Origin of the sequence: Microbacterium sp. 22195 (assembly GCF_052056515.1) — a bacterium.
Lineage (GTDB): Bacteria > Actinomycetota > Actinomycetes > Actinomycetales > Microbacteriaceae > Microbacterium.
Map to the genome: position 1 here is coordinate 291,800 of NZ_JBQEPE010000001.1, position 19,649 is coordinate 311,448.

A 19,649-nucleotide genomic window follows, 5' to 3' on the forward strand; every position below is an offset into this window, starting at 1 on the left:
GTGCCGTCCTCGGTCGCGATCAGGAGGCGGGCTCGACCAGACCCGCGTCATAGGCGAGGATCACCGCGTGCACCCGGTCGCGGAGGCCGAGCTTGGCGAACACCTTGCCGACGTGGGTCTTGACGGTCTGCTCCGCGATGAACAGCTCGGCACCGATCTCGTGGTTGGAGCGCCCTCGCCCGATCAGCGTGAGCACCTCGAGCTCTCGCTCGGTGAGATCGTTCAGCGCGGTCCGGGACTGCGGTGCGCGGGGCCGGCGCGTCGAGAAGTGCTCGATCATCCTGCGCGTCACCCGCGGTGAGAGCAGCGCATCGCCGTCGGCGATCACCCGTACGGCGTGCACGAGCTCGTCAGGCAGTGCGTCCTTGAGCAGGAACCCGCTCGCGCCCGCCTCGAGAGCATCGTACACGTAGTCGTCGATGTCGAAGGTGGTGAGCATCAGGATGCGAGGCACTTTGGCCGCCGGGTACGAGGGGCCGAGGATGCGCCTGGTCGCCTCGATGCCGTCGAGGCCCGGCATCCGGACATCCATCAGGATCACGTCCGGGTCGAGCCTGGCCGACAGCGCGACGGCCTCCAATCCGTCGGCGGCCTGGCCGGTGACGCGGATGCCGTCGTGGGCGTCCAGGAGCGCGGCGAAGCCGGCGCGCACCATGGCCTGGTCGTCGGCGATGAGGACCTCGATCTTCACGGTGTTCCTTCCGGAGCGGCGGCGGGGTGGCGGGGGATGCGGGCGCTGACGAGCCAGCCGTTGCCGTCGACGCCGGCACGCAGCTCCCCGCCGAGCAGGGCCGCGCGCTCGGTCATCCCGCGCAGCCCGTGACCGCCGGATGCCGACGAAGGCGGAGCGGCGGGTGCGTTGCGCACGAGAACGGAGACGTCCTCGGCGCCGGTCGAGACCGAGACGACGATCGCCGAGCCCGGTGCGTGGCGGAGCGCGTTGCTGAGCGACTCCTGCACGATGCGGTAGACCGCGATCTGCGCGGCCACGGCGACGTCGCCGTCGACGTCCTGCGTCAGCTCCACGGCGGCTCCCGCGCGTCTGGTCGTCTCCACGAGGGCCGGGATGTCGTCGACTCCGCGCTGAGGTGCGAGCTCCGCGGTGTGATCCTCGGTGCGCAGGACTCCGAGGATGCGGCGCATCTCGCCGAGCGCTCCGCGGGCGGACGCGGCGATCGACTCGAACTCCGCGACCGCTTCGTCCGGCAGATCGGGGGCGCGGTAGCGCGCGGTCGACGCCTGCACCTGGATGAGCGACATGCTGTGCGCCACGACGTCGTGGAGCTCTCGCGCGATACGGGTCCGCTCCTCGGCGAGCTCACGGCGGGACTGCTCCAGCGCGACGTGCTCCCGCTCCCTGGAGAGCTCCGCACCGAGCCTCAGCCGCCCGGCGAGGAGCACGCCGACGAGCAGGGCGCCGGCGGCGATCGACGCGGTCACGATCAGGTCCGCGCCGGTCGCGTCGGCCGAGGTGACACCCGGCATCAGCAGCGGCGCGGTGAGGGAGGCCATCATCCCGAGCAGCAGGGCGATGAGGGAGAGGCGCCAGCCGTGCAGCACCGAGAGGATCACCACGAGCAGGACGAAGGCGATGAGCGCGGGCACCGACCACGGCCACGGTGCGAACGACGCGCGCGTCGGGGAGACGGTGAGCGGCAGCACGAACGCCGTGACGAGGAACAGAGCCAGCGCGGAGCGCGGACGGTGCACGGCGATGGCCGGCGCAGCGCACACGCCCGCACCGAGCAGGAACGCGGCGGGCACTGCGACCCCGTACAGCGCGATGTGGATGGGGACGAGCGTCGCGTAGAGCGCGACCACGAGAGCCCACAGGGCGACGATGCGCCGGGAGGGGCGTTCACGGGCGGCGCTCATGTCCGTCATCCTCCCATCACCGGGGCGCACCGTTCGGCAGCGGCATCCGCGTTCTGCGGGATCTGCGGTTCGTGCGCCCGCCTGCGGCGCCGGGCCGCGACCCGGTCGACGACGATGCCGATCGCCAGGGCGGCGATCACCCCGATCACCGCGCTGGGCAGCGGCTGTCCCTTCAGCCACTGCCCGGCCAGAAGCCCGATCGCCACGCTGTACGCCGCCCAGAGCGCGCCGCCGACGGCCGACAGCAGGAGGAAGCGGCGCCACGGATACCCCAGGGCGCCGGCGGTCATGTTCACGGCCACCCGACCGACCGGGATGTAGCGCGCGCCGAGGATCAGTCCTGCGCCGCCCCGGGTCAGCGTGCGCCGCGCGAGCTCGAACGACGATGCGACGCGGGGCCGTCGCATCCAGCGGAAGCGGTCGGTGCCCACCGCGCGGCCGATGCCGTAGGCGATGTTGTCCCCGACCATCGCGCCCAGTGCCCCCGCCGCGCACAGCAGCAGGACGTTCGCGCTTCCCGTCGTGCCGGCCACGGCGGCGGCTGCGACGAGCACCGTCTCGCTCGGCACCGGCGGGAAGAAGCCGTCGATCGCCGCCACCGCGAAGAGGATCAGGGCGATCCACGGCGACGCGACAGCCTGCAGGATGAGGTCGTTGATCATGTCCACCCGACGACGCTACGAAGGCGCCCCGAGCGGGCGCATCCCTCTGGAGTATCGTCCGCGTCATACCTCGGAGGGGGATCGTGCCGGGGCGCGAACTATACTGGGAGGCTGGCCCATCGGCCGACACCCCCTTTCTACGAACGGATACCCGCTGTGCTCGCCGTGCATGACCTCGAGATCCGCGTGGGCGCACGCGTGCTCATGTCGGATGTGTCCTTCCGCGTCTCCGACGGCGACAAGATCGGCCTCGTGGGCCGCAACGGCGCCGGGAAGACCACACTGACCAAGGTGCTCGCGGGAGACGTGCTGCCCTCGGAGGGCAAGGTCACCACCTCCGGCGAGCTCGGCTACCTGCCGCAGGACCCGCGCTCGGGCGACCCGGAGATGCTGGCGCGCACGCGCATCCTGGACGCGCGCGGCCTGGGCACGCTGCAGCTGGGCATCTCGCAGGCCTCGCACGACATGGCATCCGAGGATCCGAAGATCGCCGAGCGCGCCATGCGCAAGTTCGCGAACCTCACCGAGCGCTTCGAGGCGCTCGGCGGCTACGCGGCCGAGGCTGAGGCGGCGTCCATCGCCAACAACCTCTCCCTGCCCGACCGCATCCTCGACCAGCCGCTGAAGACCCTCTCCGGCGGTCAGCGGCGCCGCATCGAGCTCGCGCGCATCCTGTTCTCCGATGCCGGCACCATGATCCTCGACGAGCCGACCAACCACCTCGACGCGGACAGCGTCGTGTGGCTGCGCGAGTTCCTGAAGGGCTACAAGGGCGGCCTGATCGTGATCAGCCACGACGTCGAGCTCGTCGGCGAGACCGTCAACCGGGTCTTCTACCTGGATGCGAATCGCCAGGTGATCGACATCTACAACATGGGCTGGAAGCACTACCAGCGCCAGCGCGTGGCCGACGAGGAGCGCCGCAAGAAGGAGCGCGCCAACGCCGAGAAGAAGGCCACCCAGCTGCAGCTGCAGGCCGCGCGGTTCGGCGCCAAGGCGTCGAAGGCCGCCGCGGCGCACCAGATGGTCGCGCGCGCCGAGAAGCTGCTGGCTGGTCTGGACGACGTGCGCCAGGTCGACCGCGTTGCCAAGCTGCGGTTCCCGAAGCCGGCGCCCTGCGGCAAGACCCCGCTGATGGCGTCCGGACTGTCGAAGTCGTACGGCTCGCTGGAGATCTTCACGGATGTCGACCTCGCGATCGACCGCGGGTCCAAGGTGGTCGTGCTGGGGCTGAACGGCGCGGGCAAGACGACGCTGCTGCGCATCCTCGCCGGGGTGGACCAGCCGGACACCGGTCAGCTGGAGCCAGGGCACGGACTCAAGATCGGCTATTACGCGCAGGAGCACGAGAACCTCGACGTGAAGCGCTCCGTGCTGGAGAACATGATGTCGGCCGCGCCCGACATCAACGAGACCGAGGCCCGCAAGGTGCTGGGCTCGTTCCTGTTCACCGGCGACGACGTGCTCAAGCCCGCGGGCGTGCTCTCGGGCGGTGAGAAGACCCGGCTCTCGCTGGCGACCCTGGTCGTGTCGTCGGCGAACATGCTGCTGCTCGACGAGCCCACCAACAACCTCGATCCCGCCTCCCGTGAGGAGATCCTCGGGGCGCTGGCGCACTACGAGGGCGCCGTGGTGCTGGTCTCGCACGACCCCGGCGCCGTGGAGTCGCTGAACCCCGAGCGCGTGCTGATCCTGCCCGACGGCGTCGAGGACATCTGGAGCCGCGAGTACCAGGAGCTCATCGAGCTCGCGTGAGCTGTCGGGGCTGTCGGGCCCGGTCGCGGCACGCCATCATTCCGGAGAAGTGCAGTACTTCGGATGCTTCGCGCCCGAACTCTCCGCGATTCCGCACATCTCCGAGATTGTGCTCGCCTCTGCCATGGCTACGGGCGGTGGAGGCCCTGTGCCACGGCCCGCATGATGAGGTCCTGGACCACGTGCCATCGGTCCATCACCTGGCGGTAGCCGACGCGGATCACGTGATAGCCCATAAGACGCAGCTCGGCGTCGTGACGGATGTCCTCGTCGCGCTGAGCTCCCGTGTGCGCCGCGCCGTCGATCTGCAGGATCAGCCGATCTCCGATGAGGAGATCGGTGCGATGTCCCGCTATCCAGATCTGGAAGGTCAGGGGCAGCCCCAGCCATCCGAGTCGTGAACGCAGATATGTCTCCAGGCCGGAGTCCGCGAACGGAATGGCCTCTGAGAGCAGGTCTCGTGCGACGCGCTTCAGCGGCAGCCGATCCAGCACCTCCCGCTTGACGAGGCCCTTGTTCAGCGCGGACTCCCACGTGGCGAGCGCCCGCTCGTGCGGTTCGCAGTCCGCGACCAGCGCGAGAACGTTCTCTATCGGATCCTCGAGGGAGTCCGGATGCCTCGGTATCAGCGGCTTCGCCCAGTGGACGTGCACGTGTGCGGGCTTCCCACCCGGGCTCTGCGGGTCGGCACCCCAGTGCGGCCCGGGTTCCGATTCGTGTACCCACAAGCCCAGACGTCTGGCCTGTGTGACGCATGAGAGCACCGCTCCATATCGAGCGGCCTCCACTAGCATCCGCTCGGCCTCCGGCTCTGCGAGCCAGCCCTGCCTGACGCGCTGAAGCCGTCCTGTCTCGACGGCGTGGGCGATGTCGCGGCGGCTGACATGGTGCGTCTGCAGCGTGCGCGTGCGCGCAACGCCGCCGAGCGCTCGCGTGACGAGTACCGCCCGCTGCGCACGTTCTGATCGAGTCATAGCCCACAGGATGCTGCGACCAGTGTCACCGATCAGCTCACAAACCCGGCGTCTGTGCGCAACTCGGCTGGACACCCGAATTGTGGACTCGACTTGCACGAGATCCGGGGTGCACGATTTCGGAGATGTGCACGATCTCGGACTGTATCGCTGTGCGGTCTCCGAGATGATGCACATCTCCGGAGTTGTGTATCAGTCGCCGCGTCGGGCGGTGATGAAGTCGGCCTTGCCGTCGATGTAGGCGAGACGGTCGTCGGGATGCCGGACGGCCAGCGCGTGCTTGAGCGCTCCATAGGCGTCGCGGTCGGCGGGGTGCGCGCGCAGGCGATCGCGGAAGGCGAGATAGCGGCGCAGGTCCTCGGAGCCCGCCTCGACGACGTGCACGTTGGCGAGGCGGATCATGGGCTCCAGCTCGTAGCCGTACATCCGATCCGGTCGCACGTCGGTCGCGTCGCCGCGCAGCAGCATCCCCAGGCCGGTCAGCCAGCCGTCCAGCGAGGCCAGAGGGGTGCCGGAGCGCACCGCGATGCCGACGTCCAGGATCGGCTTGGCATCCAGTCCCGGCACGGATGTCGAGCCGATGTGCTCGATGGCGACGACGGATGGCGGTGCCGTCTCGGCCAGCACCTCGTGGATGCCCGCGAACGCCCGAGCCCAGGCATCCGACGCCGGTGCGAGATCCACGACTCCGCGTCGCAGTCCGAGGTCCGCGTCGCGGAGGGCGTCGGCGAGGCGCGATGCGGGCGTCCGGGGCATCCCACCAGGCTATCGGCCGGCGGGCCGGTGCCACGCTCTCGCGAGGCTCAGCGGGTTGCGGCGTCGAGAAGGGCATCCTCGTCGTCGGCGTCGCGGTCGCGACGGCGACGCGGCGGACGAGGCGCTCGCTCGCCGGCCTCCTCCTTGGCCTTGATCCTCTCGGTCCGGATCACGTAGCCGATGAAGATGAATCCCATCACCGCGAACAGGATCCACTGGATCGCGTAGGAGAGGTGCGGGCCGGGATCCTCGGCGGGCTTGTCGAAGCCGCCGAGCGCCTTCGACGGCGCGGGCTTCTCGGATGCCAGCAGTCCGTAGCCTCCGGTGATGAGGTCGGGGTTCACCTGCTCGGCGATGGCCGGAAGGCTGATCGTGGGGACCTGTCCCTTCGGAGCGCTGCGACCGGAAGCCGGCAGCTGCTCTCCGGGCTGCATCCGCACGACCACCGTGACGGTGCCGGCCGGCGGAGCAGGGGTGGATGCGGGGGAGCTGTCCTCACGGGGAGGCACCCAGCCGCGGTCGATGAGCAGCACCCGACCGTCCTCCTGGCGGAACGGCACCAGCACCTCGAACGCGCTCGTGCCGCCGTGCGGGCGGTTGCGCACGTACAGCTGCTGATCCGCGAGGTACTCGCCGCGCAGCTGGACCGGGTGCCACTCGCGCTGCGCGTCCAGCCGGCCCTCGGCGTCGACCACGTCATCGAGGGCCACGGGCTTCGCGTCGTAATTGCGCTCCACCAGCGCGATCTCGGTCGCCTTCTGGTCGTTGCGGCTGAACTGCCAGTTGGACAGGAACGCGCACGCGATCGCGAACAGGATCGCGACGACCAGGTAGCCGCTCCAGCGCAGCAGCCGCTGCCTCACTCCGGGAGCCCTTCGAAGACCTCGACCGGGAAGTCCCGAGTGCGCAGATAGTCGCTGAGGAAGCCCACATGCTCATCGCACGCCAGCCAGATCTTGCGACGGTCCTCGCTGTGGATCCGCGGATTGCGCCAGATGATGTGATGGGTCGCCGCGGCGCGGCAGTCCGCGCGTGCGCACTCGAACTGCGCTGTCACGATGCGTCGTCCCGAGGCGGAGTCGGACGGCCGCTCTCGTGGATCGTGATGACCTTCGGCGCCTCGTCGACCACGGTCGCGGGTGCATCCGCCTCGAGCTCCATCACAGGCGACTCGACGGTCGTCGGGGTGCTGTCCGCGCCGGCGTTCGCGGCGACCACGGCGATGTAGGGGAGGAAGATCGCCCCCGCCGCGAACACGAACGTCCACCACCCGATCGGCTGGACGACCGCCATGAGGATGAAGCACGCCGTGCGGATGCCCATGGTGATCGCGTAATGGCGCACCCGACGCTTCGCCTCGTCCTGCGGAGCCTCCGGGAGCGAGGTGACGGAAGGGGTGTGTCGGGTGCTTTTCACGGTGACTCAAGCCTACGCCGCGCGGGGCGCGCCGGATGCCCGCGCGCGGGTCCGAAAGGCCGGAGAGCAGCACCGCGGCTCGATAGGATGGCCTGCGTTCATCCCGACAGGCAGGAGCCCCTCATGAGCACGGACCGCGTCGTCCTCGTCACCGGCGGAAACCGCGGCATCGGCCGCGCGATCGCCGAGCGCTTCGTCCGCGACGGATACCGCGTCGCCGTGACCGCGCGCAGCGGCGAGGGCCCGGAGGGCACGCTCACCGTGCGTGCGGATGTCACGGATGCCGCAGCGGTCGACGCCGCATTCACCGAGGTGGAGCAGAAGCTCGGCCCTGTGGAGGTCGTGGTCGCGAACGCCGGCATCACCAAGGACACCCTGCTCATGCGCATGAGCGAGGAGGACTTCGACAGCGTCGTGTCGACGAACCTCGGCGGCTCGTTCCGCGTCGTCAAGCGCGCCTCGAAGGGCATGCTGCGCGCCCGGTTCGGCCGCGTCATCCTCATCTCCAGCGTGGTCGGCCTCTACGGCTCGGCCGGGCAGACCAACTACGCCGCGTCGAAGAGCGCGCTGGTCGGCTTCGCCCGTTCCCTGACCCGCGAGCTCGGAGGTCGGGGCATCACCGCGAACGTCGTGGCGCCCGGCTTCATCGAGACCGACATGACGGCCGAGCTGCCCGAGGAGACCCAGAAGCAGTACAAGGCCAGCATCCCCGCCGGCCGGTTCGCCACGCCCGACGAGGTCGCGAGCGCCGTCGTGTGGCTCGCGGGCGATGACTCCGGCTACATCTCCGGTGCCGTCATCCCCGTCGACGGCGGCCTGGGCATGGGGCACTGACCACGGAGCAGCTCATCGGCTCAGCGCCGTCCATCGGCTCACGGTCTCAGCGGTCGAGCGCCGCGACGATCTCCTGAGCGAGGACGTCGGGCTTGGAGAACTGCGGCCAGTGGCCGGTGCCGAGCTTGACGACCTCCGCGTCCTCGATCGCGCCGAACTCCTCGGCGTACGGTCCCCACTCGCTGATCGCCTGCTCGAAAGCGGCCTGGTCGAGACCGCCCATCAGCAGCGTGACGGGGACCGTGTACCGACGAGGGTCGGTCAGGCTGATCGGATCGGTCGGAACCCGTGCCGGGACGCTCAGCGCCAGCGGAGCGGTGCGAGCCCTGATCGCGTCGTCGAGGTCGTAGACGTCCTCGTCCGGGAAGTGATCCCAGCCGGGGAAGGGCACGACGCCGTCGACGACCTCGAACTCGCTGATGCCGCGGCCGGGTGCCGGCGGGACGCTGTCGACGAACACGACGCGTGCGATGCGCTCGGGTCTGGCATCCGTCGCGCCCCACACCACGTTGCCGCCGCCGGAATGCCCCACGAGCGCGACCGGTGCGTCGAACTCGTCGACACGGGAGGCGACGGCGGCGACCCAGTCGGCGATGCCGATGTCGGAGGCCGGTTCACCGACGCCCGGCATGGTCAGCGGGTGCACGCGATGGCCTGCCGCGCGCAGCGCGGGCAGCACCGCATCCCACGATGCCGCATCGAGCCAGAGACCGGGAACAAGGATGACGTCCATGGCATCCACCGTAGGCAGGGCCGCCGACATCGTCGAGTGCGAACCCGGAATCGGCGTGATCCGGGGGATCAGGGGAGCAGCGGGATGACCTCGGACAGGTCCTGAGGGCCGACCACCAGCGCCGCCGCGGCGCGGACGGCAGGCTTGGCGTTGAAGGCGATTCCGAGACCCGCCGCGCTCATCATCAGCAGATCGTTCGCACCGTCGCCGATCGCGATCGTGGCGTGCGGTGCGATGCCCAGCTCCGCCGCCCATTGCTTCAGCGAGTCGGCCTTCGCCTTCGCGTCGACGATCGCACCGTCGACCTCGCCGACGAGCCCGCCGTCCGCGGTCGCGAGACGATTCGCCCGCCAGCGGTCCACGCCCAGCTCGGGCGCCACGTGATCCAGGATCTCGTGGAAGCCGCCCGAGACGACGCCCACCACACCGCCCCGCTCATGCACCGCGGCGGTCAGGTCGCGCACCCCGGGAGTGGGCTCGATGCGTGCGCGCACCCGCTCGAATGCATCCGTCGGGACGCCCTTCAGCGCTGCGACTCGCGAGCGCAGGCTGGTCGCGAAGTCGACCTCGCCGCGCATCGCCGCCTCCGTGGCCGCCTGCACCTCCGCGCGACGTCCGGCCTCGTCGGCGAGCAGTTCGATCACCTCGTTGCGGATGAGGGTGGAATCGGCATCGAGGACGACGAGGAAGCGCGCGGTGGTCACCGCTCGAGCGTATCGGCCGGCCGAGGCCGTCGACGCACGGATGTCAGTTCAGCGGCATCCGCGGATCAGCGCGCGATGCGGACGCCCTTACCGACCACCGTGATCCCGGAGTCCGTGATCGTGAAGCCGCGCTCCAGATCGCGTTCGCGATCCACGCCGACCGTCGCGCCGTCCTCCAGCACGACGTTCTTGTCGAGCACGGCTCTGTGCACCCGAGCTCCGGCCCCCACGAGCACGCCGTCGAGCAGCACGGAGTCGGTGATCGTCGATCCACCGGATGCCAGGCTGCCCACGCCCACCACACTGCGCTCCAGGTGCGTGCCCGAGAGCACGGAGCCGGCCGACACGATGGAGTCGATCGTGTTGCCGATGCGTCCCACCGCGTCGCGCACGAACTTCGCCGGCGGCGTGTTCACGGTCTGGGTCCGGATGGGCCAGGCCGTGTTGTACAGGTTGAAGATCGGCAGGGTGGAGATGAGGTCCATGTGCGCGTCGAAGTAGGAGTCGATCGTTCCCACGTCCCGCCAGTACGAGCGGTCGCGCGGTGACGAGCCGGGGACGTCGTTCTGCTTCATGTCGTAGTAGCCCGCCTCGCCGCGCTCGACGAAGTAGGGCACGATGTCGCCGCCCATGTCGTGCCCGGAGCTGGCGGACTCGCCGTCGGCCTCCACAGCCGCGATGAGCGCGTCGGTGTCGAAGACGTAGTTGCCCATCGACACCAGCACCTCGTTGGGCGAGTCGGCGAGGCCGGTCGGATCCGTCGGCTTCTCCAGGAACTCGCGGATGCGGCCCGTCTCGGGGTCGGCGTCGATCACGCCGAACTGGGACGCCAGAGCGAGCGGCTGACGGATCCCTGCGACCGTGGCCGATGCGCCGGACGCGATGTGCGCGTCCACCATCTGCTGGAAGTCCATCCGGTACACGTGATCGGCGCCGATGACGACGACGATGTCCGGCTTCTCGTCCAGGATGAGGTTCAGGCTCTGCAGGATGGCATCCGCCGACCCGGAGAACCACCGCTTGCCGAGGCGCTGCTGCGCGGGCACCGAGGTGACGTAGGAATCGAGCAGGGCGGACATCCGCCAGTTCTGCGACACGTGCCGGTCGAGGCTGTGGGATTTGTACTGCGTCAGCACGACGACCTGCCGCAGGCCGGAGTTGATCAGGTTCGATATCGCGAAGTCGATGAGCCGGTACTGCCCTCCGAACGGCACCGCGGGTTTGGCCCGATCCGCCGTCAGGGGCATCAGACGCTTGCCCTCGCCGCCGGCGAGGATGATCCCGAAAACCTTCTTGGGTGCCGACATGGGACCACCATAGAGCCCGGAGCGGCGGATGTACTACCGTGCAGTCATGCGAGTCGACATCATCACCAAGGAATATCCGCCGGAGATCTACGGCGGTGCCGGTGTGCACGTCGCCGAGCTCGTCGCCGCGCTGCGCAGCAGCATCGACGTGCAGGTCCGCGCGTTCGGATCCGACCGTGATGAACCCGGCACGCATGCGTACCGCACTCCCGTGGAGCTCGCCGGCGCCAACGCCGCCGTGCAGACGCTCGGCACGGATCTCGTGATGGTCGGCGACATCGCCGGGGCGGATGTCGTGCACAGCCACACCTGGTACGCCAACTTCGCAGGCCACCTCGCCTCGCAGCTGCACGGCATCCCTCACGTGCTCACCGCGCACAGCCTCGAGCCGCTGCGTCCCTGGAAGGCCGAGCAGCTCGGCGGCGGGTACGCGGTCTCGAGCGGCATCGAGAAGCTCGCCTACGAGAACGCCGCCGCGATCGTGGCGGTCAGTGCGGGGATGCGCGCCGACATCCTGCGCAGCTATCCCCAGGTCGACCCGGCGCGCGTCCGCGTGATCCACAACGGCATCGACGTGGAGCGCTGGCGGCCGATCGAGAACCCGGAGTTCCTGGCGAGCATCGGCATGGACGCCGCCCGCCCGTCGGTGGTCTTCGTGGGACGCATCACGCGGCAGAAGGGACTGCCGTACCTGTTGCGGGCCGCGCAGTTGCTTCCCCCTGAGGTGCAGCTGGTGCTGTGCGCGGGCGCGCCGGACACGCCGGAGATCATGGCCGAGGTGCAGGAACTGGTGCGACTGCTGCAGCAGACCAGGCAGGGCGTGATCTGGATCGAGCGGATGCTGCCGCGCGACGAGCTGTCGGCGATCCTCACCGCGGCCACGACGTTCGTGTGCCCGTCCGTGTACGAGCCGCTGGGCATCGTCAACCTGGAGGCCATGGCGTGCGGCGCGGCCGTGGTCGGCACGCGCACCGGCGGCATCCCGGAGGTGGTGGCGGACGGCGTGACGGGCCGGATCGTGCCGATCGAGCAGCTGCAGGACGGCACGGGCACGCCGGTGGATCCCGAGCGGTTCGTCTCGGACCTCGCCGCCGCACTCACCGAGGTGACAGGCGATCCCGAGCGCGCCGCAGAGTACGGCGCGGCCGGGCGCGAGCGTGCCCGCACCGAGTTCAGCTGGGGCGCGATCGCCGACACCACCCGCGCGCTGTACGAGGAGCTGACCGCCTGAGCCGATAGGCTGGGCGTCATGTCGAGCGCCCTGGATTTCACCGATGTCGTCGTGCGCCGTGACGGTCGCGACATCGTCGATCACGTCACCTGGCAGGTCTCCGAGGATCAGCGCTGGGTGGTGCTGGGACCGAACGGGGCCGGCAAGACGACCCTGCTGCAGCTCGCCGACACGCTGATGCACCCGACGTCCGGCACGGTGACGATCCTGGGGGAGACCCTGGGGCGGACGGACGTGTTCGAGATCCGTCCGCGAATCGGCTTCGCGTCGACGGCGATGGCTCGTCGCATCCCTCGCGACGAGACCGTGCTGAACACGGTGATGACCGCGGCGTACTCGGTCATGGGCCGCTGGAACGAGGACTACGAGGGCATCGACGAGCGCCGCGCCCGTCGCGTGCTGGCGGACTGGAAGCTCGATCACCTCTCCGAGCGGCTGTTCGGCACGCTCAGCGACGGGGAGCAGAAGCGCGTCCAGATCGCCCGTGCGGTGATGACCGACCCCGAGCTGCTGCTGCTCGACGAGCCGACCGCAAGCCTGGACCTCGGCTCCCGTGAGGAGCTGCTCCAGCTGCTGAGCGGCTACGCCGCATCCCCGACAACGCCCGCCATGATCATGGTCACCCACCACGTCGAGGAGATCCCGGTGGGCTTCACGCACGTCATGCTGCTGCGTGAGGGCGGCATCGTCGCGCAGGGACCGATCGCCGAGACGCTCACGGCGGAGGCGCTCTCCGAGGCGTTCGGCATGCCGATCGCGCTGAGCGCCGAGGGCGGCCGCTACGCGGCCCGCGCCGTCAGCGCCTGAGCACGGCCGTGGAGACCCGTCGAGGGGTGCTAAAGTAGACCCTTGGTGCAATCGCACCGCAGACTTCCCTCGCTCCTGGCAGAATCCAGGGCACCACGTAAGGAATCCCATGAAGACTGACATCCACCCCGACTACCAGGCCGTCGTTTTCCGCGACCTCGGCTCGGGCGAGACCTTCCTGACCCGTTCGACGGTCACCAGCGACAAGACGATCGAGCTCGACGGCGTCGAGTACCCCGTCGTCGACGTCGAGATCTCCTCCGCGTCGCACCCGTTCTACACGGGCAAGCAGCGCATCATGGACTCGGCCGGTCGCGTCGAGAAGTTCAACCAGCGCTTCAAGAACTTCGGCGGCTCCGCTCAGAAGTAAGCAGATTCCTCGAAGGCCCCGCTCCGGCGGGGCCTTCGTCGTATCCCGGGCACGCCGATCAGACTTCGATGCGGATGCTGTCGCCGTCGATGGTCCACGGCGGATCACCCGCGGCAGGAGACGGAGCGGTGCGCTTGGTCATGCGGTCAAGCTCGACACCAGCTTCATGGGCAGTGGGGGAGAAGACGGCCTCGAGGCCGCTTGCGTAACCCCCGGCGAGGCCGCCGCCACCGACGAGGTACTTCTTCTCCAATGGCTTGGGCGAATACAGTCGGGCGAGGCCTATGCAGCCGAGGATGACCGGCAGCGCGACCAGGAGCGCTACCGTGCTCCATCCGAGGATGGTATTCAGCGGCTCATCCATGTTTCCAAGGTAGGCCGAAGATCTGCATCCGACCACTCAGCCCCGCACAGGCCAGCTGCCGTCCAGTGCCTCCGCGGGGTCGAGACGCCCCGCCTTGATGAAGTACTCCGTGAGGCTCTCGGCCTGGTCACGGGCCCAGCCGATCTGCTGAGTGTGCAGCTCGGCGGCCGTCTGCGACAGGCCGAACTCCCTGGCGAGGGCGAGCGCGACGCGCCCAGCAGCCACGGCGTCCGCCGACGCCTCGTGTGCGTCGTCGAGAGGCACGGCATAGTGCTCGGCGACGACGCTCAGGGTGCGCTTGCCGGGACGGTAGCGGTCGTACGCCTTGTCGATCACGAGCGGGTCGATGACCGGCTGCGGGTCGATCAGCGCCGGGATGCCGTGGCGTGCCGCCTCGTTCGCGAGCAGAGAGAAGTCGTAGGAGGCGTTGTATGCCACGATCGGCATACCCTGCGCGAAGAGCACGCGGAGGGCGTTGCTGATCTCCGCGACGACTTCGCCCGCCGGCCGCCCGTGCGTCCTGGCGTGCTCGGTGCTGATGCCGTGAATGGCAGCGGCGCCGTCGGGGATCGGGATGCCGGGGTCGGCGAGCCAGTCCCTCGCCGCGATCTCCCTTCCGTGCCGGTCGAGCACGCCCACATGCGCCGTGACGATGCGATCGGTGGCGACGTCGACACCGGTCGTCTCGAGGTCGAACACGCCCACTCGGGTCAGCCAGTTCGGGAGCGTCGTCGAGGTCATGGCCTCACCGTAGGACGGGGTGCCGACATCCGTCCGGCGGCCCGCCGGGATGCCCCTACACTGTGCAGGTGACCTGGACCGTGTGGCTCTCGCTGCTGCTGGCCTGCGTGGTGATCAGCTTCACGCCGGGGGCCGGCGCGATCAACACCATGAGCAACGCGCTCACGCAGGGATGGCGACGCTCGCTGTGGGGCGTTCTCGGCCAGCAGGCGGCGCTCATCGTGCATGTGGTCATCGTCGCCGCGGGTGTGGGCCTGCTGGTGTCGCAGTCGCAGCTCCTGTTCGACATCATCCGCTATGCGGGCGCCGCGTACCTGGTGTATCTCGGCATCCGCCTGATCCTCGCGAAACCGCAGGCGGAGACCATGGCGACGGCATCGCGGTCCCGTGAGCACGCGTGGTCGATCTTCCGGCGCGGATTCTGGGTGAACCTCCTCAACCCCAAGGCGATCGTGTTCTTCCTCGCGTTCGTGCCGCAGTTCGTCCGGCTCGACCAGGATCCGCTGCCGCAGTACCTGATCCTGATCGGGACGGTGATCGTCGTGGACGTGCTCGTGATGTGGTTCTTCTTCGCCGCCGCCGCGAAACCGTTCCGCCGCTTCACGCGGGACGCCCGCGGCCAGCGGATCCTGAACAGCGTCTTCGGCTCGCTGTTCATCGCCGTCGCCGGTCTGCTGTTGTTCGTGCACTGACGGATCGCGGTCTTCCTGCACAATCACCCTTCCCGCGAAGTTCTCCACGGATGCCGGGAATCGGCCTCCGGACGTCGGACGCCGCGATGCACCCTGTTCTCACCCGGGTTCGACCCGGCAACACAGGAGCAGGACATGAGCATGAGGAACGACACCATCGTGATCGCCGGGAACATCGGCAACGACCCCACCAAGAACGAGACCCGCAACGGCAAGGCCGTGATCAACTTCCGGGTCGGGACGTCGCACAACTACGTCGATCAGCGCACCGGTGAATGGGTCGAGGGCCCGACCAGCTGGTACAACGTCTCCGCGTTCGGCAACATCGCCGAGCATGCGAAGGCCTCGTTGCACCGCGGCGATCCCGTCATCGTCGTGGGGCGTCTGCGGATCCGGGACTGGGAGGCCGGCGACGGGAAGAAGGGCCGGGAGGCGGAGATCACGGCAGACGCCATCGGTCACGACCTGAACTGGGGGACCAGTGCGTTCGTGCGTCGCCAGCGCGCGACGACGGAACCTGCGCGGGTCCCGCAGCCCTCCGACGCAGACGCTTCGTCGGACGAGGCGCCCAGCGCGGACGAGGGTGACGCGTGGCGGATCGCCGGGCTGGATGTCCTCGTCGAGGACGAAGCATCCAAGGAACCCGCCTTCACGTGAGGGCTGAGTGCGTCGACGGATGGCTCCCGGTGCTGCGCCTAGACTTCTGAGCGTGCTTCGAGGGTCATCCGTCTCCGCTCCCCGCAACCGGGCGGTGACGACGATCGCCGGAGCGATGCTCATCACGGCGGCTCTCGCATCCTGTTCGGCTCCGGCCGAGAAGCCGGATCCTGCGACCTCCTCCGCCGCCCCATCGCCGTCGGCGTCCGCGGCGGAGACACCGGTGCTCGTCCCCGGCGGGACGGCGACGGAGAACCTGGCGCTGTTCACCGCGGTGACCGCGCAGGTCTGGGCATCCGATGACCGCGCCCGGGGCCGCGCGTACGTCGACGCACTCGTCGCCGCAGGTTTCCCGAAGGAGAGGATGCAGGTCACCGCCGATCGGACCACCGTCGGTCGTGCGGTGGAGAGCCTGCAGTTCTCGGTCGCATGGGGCGATAGAGAATGCCTGATCGGACAGGTCGGACCGTCCACGGGCGAGCCGGTGACGGCAGTCATGCCGCAGCTCGGCGGCGGTCGGTGCCTCGTCGGGCGAACGCGGCCGATCGACTGGTGACGACCCCTGACAGGCCGGTCGCGAAGCGGACCGGTGAAGACGGGTAGGCTGGTGTGTCGGCTCCCCGGAGCCGTTCCGCGTGCCCGCTGACTGAAGGAGAGCTGCTTCGTGGCCGAGTACATCTATTCCATGGTGCGAGCCCGCAAGGCGGTGGGCGACAAGCTCATCCTCGACGACGTCACCATGGCGTTCCTCCCCGGAGCGAAGATCGGCATGGTCGGCCCCAACGGCGCCGGAAAGTCGACCATCCTGAAGATCATGGCGGGCCTCGACACCCCGTCGAACGGCGAGGCCAAGCTCACACCGGGCTTCTCGGTCGGCATCCTCATGCAGGAGCCGGAGCTCGACGAGACCAAGACGGTGCTGGAGAACATCCAGGACGGCGTGGCGATCAAGCCCAAGCTCGACCGCTTCAACGAGATCTCCGCGCTGATGGCCGACCCCGACGCCGACTTCGACGCGCTGCTCGCCGAGATGGGCGTGCTGCAGGAGGAGATCGACGCGGCCGACGGCTGGGACCTCGACTCGCAGCTCGAGCAGGCCATGGACGCGCTGCGCACGCCGCCGGCTGATGCCGAGATCGCGCCGCTCTCCGGTGGAGAGAAGCGCCGCGTCGCGCTGGCCAAGCTGCTGCTGCAGAAGCCCGATCTGCTGCTTCTCGACGAGCCCACCAACCACCTCGACGCCGAGAGCGTGCTGTGGCTCGAGCAGCACCTTAAGGACTACAAGGGCGCCGTGATCGCCGTCACGCACGACCGGTACTTCCTCGACCACGTCGCCGAGTGGATCGCCGAGGTCGACCGCGGTCGCCTGCTCGGCTACGAGGGCAACTACTCCACCTATCTGGAGCAGAAGGCCGAGCGCCTCGACATCCAGGGCAAGAAGGACGCCAAGCTCGCCAAGCGCCTGAAAGACGAGCTCGAGTGGGTGCGCTCCAGCGCCAAGGGTCGGCAGACCAAGTCCAAGGCGCGTCTGGCTCGCTACGAGGAGATGGCGGCCGAGGCCGAGCGCACCAGGAAGCTCGACTTCGAGGAGATCCAGATCCCTGCGGGTCCGCGCCTCGGCAACATCGTCATCGAGGCGAAGAACCTGCAGAAGGGCTTCGGCGACCGGATGCTGATCGACGGGCTCAGCTTCAGCCTGCCGCCGAACGGCATCGTCGGCGTGATCGGTCCCAACGGCGTCGGAAAGACGACGCTCTTCAAGACCATCGTCGGCCTGGAGCCGCTCGACGGCGGCGATCTGAAGGTCGGCGAGACGGTCAAGATCAGCTACGTCGACCAGACGCGCGCCAACATCGACCCCAACAAGACGCTGTGGGAGGTCGTCTCCGACGGCCTCGACTTCATCACGGTCGGCAAGATCGAGATCCCCTCGCGCGCCTACGTGTCGAAGTTCGGCTTCAAGGGCCCCGACCAGCAGAAGAAGGCCGGCGTGCTCTCCGGTGGTGAGCGCAACCGCCTCAACCTCGCCCTCACGCTGAAGGAGGGCGGCAACCTGCTGCTCCTCGACGAGCCCACCAACGACCTCGACGTGGAGACGCTGAGCTCGCTGGAGAACGCGCTGCTGGAGTTCCCCGGCTGTGCCGTGGTCATCACGCACGACCGGTGGTTCCTGGACCGCATCGCCACGCACATCCTCGCCTACGAGGGCACCGACGAGAACCCGTCGCAGTGGCACTGGTTCGAGGGCAACTTCGAGGCCTACGAGAAGAACAAGATCGATCGGATGGGCCTGGAGGCGGCGCGCCCGCACCGCACCACGCACCGCAAGCTCCACCGTGACTGATTCCGAGAACGTGCAGGTGCCCGTCGAACGCATTCTGGACGACGGGCGTCTGCACATCCCCATCCAGCTGCGATGGGGCGACCTCGACGCGTTCAACCACGTCAACAACACGGCGATGCTGAAGCTGCTCGAGGAGGCGCGCGTGCGCGCCTTCTGGAAGCCGGCGCCCGGCGAGGTGGCCCCTCCCACGGCGATCCTCGACTCCGGGCTGTCCTACGGCATGCTCACGCTCATCGCGCGTCAGGAGATCGAGTACCTGGCGCCGGTGCCGTACCAGCGGCACCCGCTGGACATCCAGATGTGGTTCGGCAAGCTCGGCGGCTCCAGCATCGAGGTCTGCTACGAGGTGCGACCGGATGCCGCAGCCGAGTCGGACGTGCTGTACGCGCGCGCCACGACCGTGATCGTGCTCGTGGACGCCGCGTCGGGCCGCCCCGTGCGGCTCACGCCCGAGATGCGCTCCGCATGGGAGCCGCTGGTCGGAGAGCCGCTGGAGTACCGGCGGCGCTGAGCGCACGGTCCAGGAACCGTGCTGCCCGGAGTCAGAGCTCCGGGACCCGCACCATGATCTCCTGCGCCACGGTGGCCATCAGGACGCCGTCGCGCGTGTAGACCCGGCCCTGCGCGAGGCCGCGGCCACCGCGGGCGTTGGGGGAGTTCTGCACGTACAGCATCCACTCGTCCACGCGGCCGAAGCGGTGCCACCACATGGCGTGGTCGAGGCTCGCGACCTTCAGCCCGGGCGTCTGCCACGTGATGCCGTGGCGACGCAGGATGGATTCCTGGATCGTCATGTCGCTGAGATACGCCAGCGCCGCCCGGTGCACGCGGGGATCGTCGGGCATCGGCGCCCGCATCCGCATCCACACCGCCTGCTGCGGCACATGCTCACCGGCCACTTCGAGGAACAGCGGACCCGTCACATGCCGGATGTCGGCCGGGCGCTCGGCCAGCAGGCGTCCCGTGATCGGATGCACGGCGCCGATGAGCTCGTCGTCCGAGGGCAGCGACTCCGGGGCGGGGACGTCCTCCGGGAACGGCTCGGCATGGTCGACGCCGGGATCCTCGTCCTGGAACGACGAGATCATCGAGAAGATCGGCACACCGCCCTGGAAGGCCTGAACGCGGCGCGTGGAGAAGGAACGGCCGTCGTGGATCCGGTCGACCGCGAACGTGATGCCCTGGGTGGCATCGCCGGGACGCAGGAAGTACCCGTGCATGGAGTGCACGATCCGGTCCTCCGGAAGCGTCCGCTCGGCGGCGACCAGCGACTGCGAGAGCACCTGACCTCCGTACACGCGGCCGGTCGGCATCGCGTGCGAGACGCCGGTGAAGATGTCCTCGGTGGTGCGGGCCTCGGAGGCGTCGAGATCGAGCACCTGGAGGAGCTGGCTGACGGACCGACGGGCGTTCTCCTGAGTGCTCAC

At 69.1% G+C, this 19,649-nt stretch carries 24 protein-coding genes; 10 read left to right on the forward strand and 14 right to left on the reverse strand.

Annotation, left to right across the window (positions count from 1 at the left end):
• Positions 1 to 19: 19 nt before the first annotated feature.
• The 3 genes from ACTJJ4_RS01420 to ACTJJ4_RS01430 are packed head-to-tail and all read right to left on the reverse strand — an operon-like array spanning position 20 to position 2,537.
• Positions 20 to 691 carry a response regulator gene (locus ACTJJ4_RS01420; RefSeq protein ID WP_440941710.1) on the reverse strand — a complete coding sequence of 224 codons (672 nt, stop codon included), beginning with the start codon at positions 689 to 691 and terminating at the stop codon, positions 20 to 22.
• Positions 688 to 1,875, reverse strand: coding sequence for a sensor histidine kinase (locus ACTJJ4_RS01425; protein WP_440941711.1), 1,188 nt, complete (start codon positions 1,873 to 1,875; stop codon positions 688 to 690). Before ACTJJ4_RS01425 ends, ACTJJ4_RS01420 begins: the two co-directional genes overlap by 4 nt.
• A gap of 5 nt (positions 1,876 to 1,880) precedes the next feature.
• Complete coding sequence (locus ACTJJ4_RS01430) at positions 1,881 to 2,537, reverse strand: DedA family protein (protein WP_440942797.1); 657 nt, start codon at positions 2,535 to 2,537, stop codon at positions 1,881 to 1,883.
• Between the two features lie 156 nt (positions 2,538 to 2,693).
• Here ACTJJ4_RS01430 and ACTJJ4_RS01435 point away from each other — a divergent pair, with 156 nt between their 5' ends.
• Positions 2,694 to 4,292 carry an ABC-F family ATP-binding cassette domain-containing protein gene (locus tag ACTJJ4_RS01435; protein WP_285630470.1) on the forward strand — a complete coding sequence of 533 codons (1,599 nt, stop codon included), beginning with the start codon at positions 2,694 to 2,696 and terminating at the stop codon, positions 4,290 to 4,292.
• Positions 4,293 to 4,420: 128 nt separating this feature from the next.
• Here ACTJJ4_RS01435 and ACTJJ4_RS01440 read toward each other — a convergent pair whose 3' ends face one another.
• The 5 genes from ACTJJ4_RS01440 to ACTJJ4_RS01460 form a co-directional block, all read right to left on the reverse strand.
• On the reverse strand, positions 4,421 to 4,945 hold the full coding sequence (locus ACTJJ4_RS01440; RefSeq protein WP_440941712.1) for an endonuclease domain-containing protein: 525 nt from the start codon (positions 4,943 to 4,945) through the stop codon (positions 4,421 to 4,423).
• A 513-nt stretch (positions 4,946 to 5,458) separates the two neighbouring features.
• Positions 5,459 to 6,022, reverse strand: a complete 564-nt coding sequence (locus ACTJJ4_RS01445) for a GrpB family protein (RefSeq protein WP_440941713.1) — start codon at positions 6,020 to 6,022, stop codon at positions 5,459 to 5,461.
• 47 nt (positions 6,023 to 6,069) lie between these two features.
• The gene (locus tag ACTJJ4_RS01450; RefSeq protein WP_292702538.1) at positions 6,070 to 6,885 is read right to left on the reverse strand and encodes an SURF1 family cytochrome oxidase biogenesis protein; all 816 of its coding nucleotides are present in this window, start codon (positions 6,883 to 6,885) and stop codon (positions 6,070 to 6,072) included.
• A complete protein-coding gene (locus tag ACTJJ4_RS01455; RefSeq protein WP_440941714.1) occupies positions 6,882 to 7,079 on the reverse strand; it encodes a hypothetical protein in 198 nt (65 codons plus the stop codon). Before ACTJJ4_RS01455 ends, ACTJJ4_RS01450 begins: the two co-directional genes overlap by 4 nt.
• Positions 7,076 to 7,438 carry a DUF3099 domain-containing protein gene (locus ACTJJ4_RS01460; protein WP_440941715.1) on the reverse strand — a complete coding sequence of 121 codons (363 nt, stop codon included), beginning with the start codon at positions 7,436 to 7,438 and terminating at the stop codon, positions 7,076 to 7,078. Before ACTJJ4_RS01460 ends, ACTJJ4_RS01455 begins: the two co-directional genes overlap by 4 nt.
• 123 nt (positions 7,439 to 7,561) lie before the next feature.
• On the opposite strand from ACTJJ4_RS01460, the gene fabG reads away from it, so the two are divergent.
• Positions 7,562 to 8,272, forward strand: a complete 711-nt coding sequence (fabG, locus tag ACTJJ4_RS01465) for a 3-oxoacyl-ACP reductase FabG (protein WP_292702530.1) — start codon at positions 7,562 to 7,564, stop codon at positions 8,270 to 8,272.
• Between the two features lie 46 nt (positions 8,273 to 8,318).
• Here fabG and ACTJJ4_RS01470 read toward each other — a convergent pair whose 3' ends face one another.
• The 3 genes from ACTJJ4_RS01470 to ACTJJ4_RS01480 form a co-directional block, all read right to left on the reverse strand.
• On the reverse strand, positions 8,319 to 9,005 hold the full coding sequence (locus ACTJJ4_RS01470; RefSeq protein ID WP_440941716.1) for an alpha/beta fold hydrolase: 687 nt from the start codon (positions 9,003 to 9,005) through the stop codon (positions 8,319 to 8,321).
• 68 nt (positions 9,006 to 9,073) lie between these two features.
• A complete protein-coding gene (gene serB / locus ACTJJ4_RS01475) occupies positions 9,074 to 9,709 on the reverse strand; it encodes a phosphoserine phosphatase SerB (protein ID WP_440941717.1) in 636 nt (211 codons plus the stop codon).
• A 65-nt stretch (positions 9,710 to 9,774) separates the two neighbouring features.
• Complete coding sequence (locus ACTJJ4_RS01480; RefSeq protein WP_440941718.1) at positions 9,775 to 11,016, reverse strand: glucose-1-phosphate adenylyltransferase; 1,242 nt, start codon at positions 11,014 to 11,016, stop codon at positions 9,775 to 9,777.
• 46 nt (positions 11,017 to 11,062) lie between these two features.
• On the opposite strand from ACTJJ4_RS01480, the gene glgA reads away from it, so the two are divergent.
• The 3 genes from glgA (at position 11,063) to ACTJJ4_RS01495 (ending at position 13,424) form a co-directional block, all read left to right on the forward strand.
• On the forward strand, positions 11,063 to 12,247 hold the full coding sequence (gene glgA / locus ACTJJ4_RS01485) for a glycogen synthase (RefSeq protein WP_440941719.1): 1,185 nt from the start codon (positions 11,063 to 11,065) through the stop codon (positions 12,245 to 12,247).
• Positions 12,248 to 12,265: 18 nt separating this feature from the next.
• Positions 12,266 to 13,054: an ABC transporter ATP-binding protein gene (locus ACTJJ4_RS01490; RefSeq protein ID WP_440941720.1), complete on the forward strand. Its 789-nt coding sequence runs from the start codon at positions 12,266 to 12,268 to the stop codon at positions 13,052 to 13,054.
• A 109-nt stretch (positions 13,055 to 13,163) separates the two neighbouring features.
• On the forward strand, positions 13,164 to 13,424 hold the full coding sequence (locus ACTJJ4_RS01495) for a type B 50S ribosomal protein L31 (RefSeq protein WP_285630495.1): 261 nt from the start codon (positions 13,164 to 13,166) through the stop codon (positions 13,422 to 13,424).
• Between the two features lie 58 nt (positions 13,425 to 13,482).
• On the opposite strand, the gene ACTJJ4_RS01500 is transcribed toward ACTJJ4_RS01495, so the two are convergent.
• Both ACTJJ4_RS01500 and ACTJJ4_RS01505 read right to left on the reverse strand, forming a co-directional pair.
• The gene (locus tag ACTJJ4_RS01500; protein WP_440941721.1) at positions 13,483 to 13,788 is read right to left on the reverse strand and encodes a hypothetical protein; all 306 of its coding nucleotides are present in this window, start codon (positions 13,786 to 13,788) and stop codon (positions 13,483 to 13,485) included.
• Between the two features lie 36 nt (positions 13,789 to 13,824).
• Positions 13,825 to 14,529 (reverse strand): 3'-5' exonuclease, encoded by a 705-nt coding sequence (locus tag ACTJJ4_RS01505; protein WP_440941722.1) that lies wholly within the window; start codon positions 14,527 to 14,529, stop codon positions 13,825 to 13,827.
• A 68-nt stretch (positions 14,530 to 14,597) separates the two neighbouring features.
• On the opposite strand from ACTJJ4_RS01505, the gene ACTJJ4_RS01510 reads away from it, so the two are divergent.
• The 5 genes from ACTJJ4_RS01510 to ACTJJ4_RS01530 all read left to right on the forward strand — a co-directional run bounded on the left by ACTJJ4_RS01510 (position 14,598) and on the right by ACTJJ4_RS01530 (position 18,733).
• On the forward strand, positions 14,598 to 15,221 hold the full coding sequence (locus tag ACTJJ4_RS01510) for a LysE family transporter (RefSeq protein WP_440941723.1): 624 nt from the start codon (positions 14,598 to 14,600) through the stop codon (positions 15,219 to 15,221).
• A gap of 135 nt (positions 15,222 to 15,356) precedes the next feature.
• Positions 15,357 to 15,878 carry a single-stranded DNA-binding protein gene (locus ACTJJ4_RS01515; protein WP_440941724.1) on the forward strand — a complete coding sequence of 174 codons (522 nt, stop codon included), beginning with the start codon at positions 15,357 to 15,359 and terminating at the stop codon, positions 15,876 to 15,878.
• 52 nt (positions 15,879 to 15,930) lie between these two features.
• On the forward strand, positions 15,931 to 16,434 hold the full coding sequence (locus ACTJJ4_RS01520; RefSeq protein WP_440941725.1) for a DUF6993 domain-containing protein: 504 nt from the start codon (positions 15,931 to 15,933) through the stop codon (positions 16,432 to 16,434).
• A gap of 108 nt (positions 16,435 to 16,542) precedes the next feature.
• The gene (ettA, locus tag ACTJJ4_RS01525; protein WP_440941726.1) at positions 16,543 to 18,222 is read left to right on the forward strand and encodes an energy-dependent translational throttle protein EttA; all 1,680 of its coding nucleotides are present in this window, start codon (positions 16,543 to 16,545) and stop codon (positions 18,220 to 18,222) included.
• Complete coding sequence (locus ACTJJ4_RS01530; protein WP_292702495.1) at positions 18,215 to 18,733, forward strand: acyl-CoA thioesterase; 519 nt, start codon at positions 18,215 to 18,217, stop codon at positions 18,731 to 18,733. Before ettA ends, ACTJJ4_RS01530 begins: the two co-directional genes overlap by 8 nt.
• A 31-nt stretch (positions 18,734 to 18,764) precedes the next feature.
• On the opposite strand, the gene ACTJJ4_RS01535 is transcribed toward ACTJJ4_RS01530, so the two are convergent.
• On the reverse strand, positions 18,765 to 19,649 hold the full coding sequence (locus tag ACTJJ4_RS01535) for an acyl-CoA thioesterase (protein ID WP_440941727.1): 885 nt from the start codon (positions 19,647 to 19,649) through the stop codon (positions 18,765 to 18,767).

Coding starts and splice junctions, on each gene's coding strand:
- ACTJJ4_RS01425 (WP_440941711.1), bottom strand. CDS start 1,875: ATGAGCGCCGCCCGTGAACGCCCCTCCCGGCGCATCGTCGCCCTGTGG.
- ACTJJ4_RS01430 (WP_440942797.1), bottom strand. CDS start 2,537: ATGATCAACGACCTCATCCTGCAGGCTGTCGCGTCGCCGTGGATCGCC.
- ACTJJ4_RS01445 (WP_440941713.1), bottom strand. CDS start 6,022: ATGCCCCGGACGCCCGCATCGCGCCTCGCCGACGCCCTCCGCGACGCG.
- fabG (WP_292702530.1), top strand. CDS start 7,562: ATGAGCACGGACCGCGTCGTCCTCGTCACCGGCGGAAACCGCGGCATC.
- ACTJJ4_RS01470 (WP_440941716.1), bottom strand. CDS start 9,005: ATGGACGTCATCCTTGTTCCCGGTCTCTGGCTCGATGCGGCATCGTGG.
- ACTJJ4_RS01480 (WP_440941718.1), bottom strand. CDS start 11,016: ATGTCGGCACCCAAGAAGGTTTTCGGGATCATCCTCGCCGGCGGCGAG.
- glgA (WP_440941719.1), top strand. CDS start 11,063: ATGCGAGTCGACATCATCACCAAGGAATATCCGCCGGAGATCTACGGC.
- ACTJJ4_RS01490 (WP_440941720.1), top strand. CDS start 12,266: ATGTCGAGCGCCCTGGATTTCACCGATGTCGTCGTGCGCCGTGACGGT.
- ACTJJ4_RS01495 (WP_285630495.1), top strand. CDS start 13,164: ATGAAGACTGACATCCACCCCGACTACCAGGCCGTCGTTTTCCGCGAC.
- ACTJJ4_RS01500 (WP_440941721.1), bottom strand. CDS start 13,788: ATGGATGAGCCGCTGAATACCATCCTCGGATGGAGCACGGTAGCGCTC.
- ACTJJ4_RS01505 (WP_440941722.1), bottom strand. CDS start 14,529: ATGACCTCGACGACGCTCCCGAACTGGCTGACCCGAGTGGGCGTGTTC.
- ACTJJ4_RS01515 (WP_440941724.1), top strand. CDS start 15,357: ATGAGCATGAGGAACGACACCATCGTGATCGCCGGGAACATCGGCAAC.